Raw genomic sequence first — 1,604 nt, forward strand, 5'->3', positions numbered from 1 at the left:
GAAAAAACCGCCCTCAGACGGTTTCTCAATGCTCATCAGCGGTATTCTTTCACCATAGATTGCCGCGGCATCACCATTAAGCAATCCGCATGATTGTCGGGCCAAAGTCGATATTCAGCATGATATTTAACGATCGACTTATAGGCCGTGACTTTCGTGGGTGCTAGTTTGGCTTGATGCGCCCAATTCATTACATCAATTTCTGGTCCACGCACATAAATGCTAAGAGGATGAGCTAAGTGCCCTTCTGCATTGAATGCCGCCTGAGTTGCCTCAGGACATACCACCAGTGAATGCTGTCCTTCAGAGACAATCTTGACCTTTCGATCAATCGGCGTTTGGGTGTGCAGCATCCAACCCGCCTCGCAGGCACTATCAATCATCTGTTGTAATTGGGCGTGCTGGACCGGGCTTGCCGGCTCATCGACCGGAAACCACTGCGTATAGAGTTGCTGAATGTGTCGAAATTCGGCCTCTAATCCGGCTTGAGTGCCGGCACTACGGGCACGCTGCGTCCAACGTTGCAAATCCGCTTTTACGCTGTGGTGAAAACGCTGTTTCTTAACCGCTTGCGCCACCCAACGACCTAAAAACACCTCGCGAGCGGCTGGCGCATCAGCCACTTTTTTAGCATCGATGGCGGCAGCTAACTCATCGAAGGCTGCAGCCATAACGGTTTGGATGGTGATGACATAACTCATGGTTCTTTACGTGCTAGCGTCCAGTAGAAAACGGCAGAGAGTATCGCACAAATCGCGATGGCGCCAATCATCCCCCAAGGTGTTCCATCAGAGACCACGGCAACGCCTGCACCGACTAGAGATCCAATACCAAAACGCATGGTACCCGCCAGAGATGATGCAGTACCTGCCATTTGTGGATAGCACGCCAGCAAGCACGCCATACTATTACTGCCGATGGTTGAAATCACACCGACATACGTCATCACCGGGATCACCGTGCCCCAAAGCCCCATGTCTAACCATTGAAAAACAGCAATGGCAATGCCCGCCACCAGCTGGATACCCAACCCGAGCCGCAGCATCCAATGTGATCCCATTTTGCGGACCAAGCGCCCATTGATAAACGTCATCACAATCAAGCAAACGATATTAAGCGCAAAAAGATAGCCAAACATCTGGGCGCTGACGCCATAGTAGTCGATATAGACGAACGAGCCCGCGGTTAAAAACGAGAACATCCCAGCAAACGAGAACCCAGAACAAAAGATCATCCCTACCGCAAAGGGGGTTTTTAGCATGCGGGCATAGTTACGCAACGAGGCACCAATCCGCATGGGCGGACGGTTTTCTCGCGGTAACGTTTCGGGGATCCGAAAAATAATGCACAAGGTCACAAAGCAGGCCCATCCTGCCAGGACCCAAAAAATCGCACGCCAGTCAAACCAAGTCAGCAGATAACCGCCAATCATTGGCGCTGCCAAAGGTGCAATCGTCATCACTAACGTAATAAACGACATAGTACGCGCAAACTCTTCGCGCTCGAACATATCGCGCACCAAGGCTTGAATGATCACCGCCGCCGCTGCACCGGCAAAGCCTTGTGTGGTACGCGCAATCATTAATACATCAATATCTTGGGCC

The 1,604-nt window shown here is 51.5% G+C and carries 2 protein-coding genes; both read right to left on the minus strand.

Annotated elements, in window-relative coordinates:
• Nucleotides 1-35 precede the first annotated feature (35 nt).
• Nucleotides 36-701, minus strand: coding sequence for a DUF2913 family protein (locus BZG79_RS15370; protein WP_077774841.1), 666 nt, complete (start codon nt 699-701; stop codon nt 36-38).
• Nucleotides 698-1,604 (minus strand): Bcr/CflA family multidrug efflux MFS transporter (locus tag BZG79_RS15375; RefSeq protein ID WP_108743320.1); only part of this gene is annotated, 907 nt, incomplete at its 5' end. The genes BZG79_RS15370 and BZG79_RS15375, both read right to left, overlap by 4 nt.

It is taken from the genome of Salinivibrio sp. MA427 (assembly GCF_001996115.1).
Lineage (GTDB): Bacteria > Pseudomonadota > Gammaproteobacteria > Enterobacterales > Vibrionaceae > Salinivibrio > Salinivibrio costicola.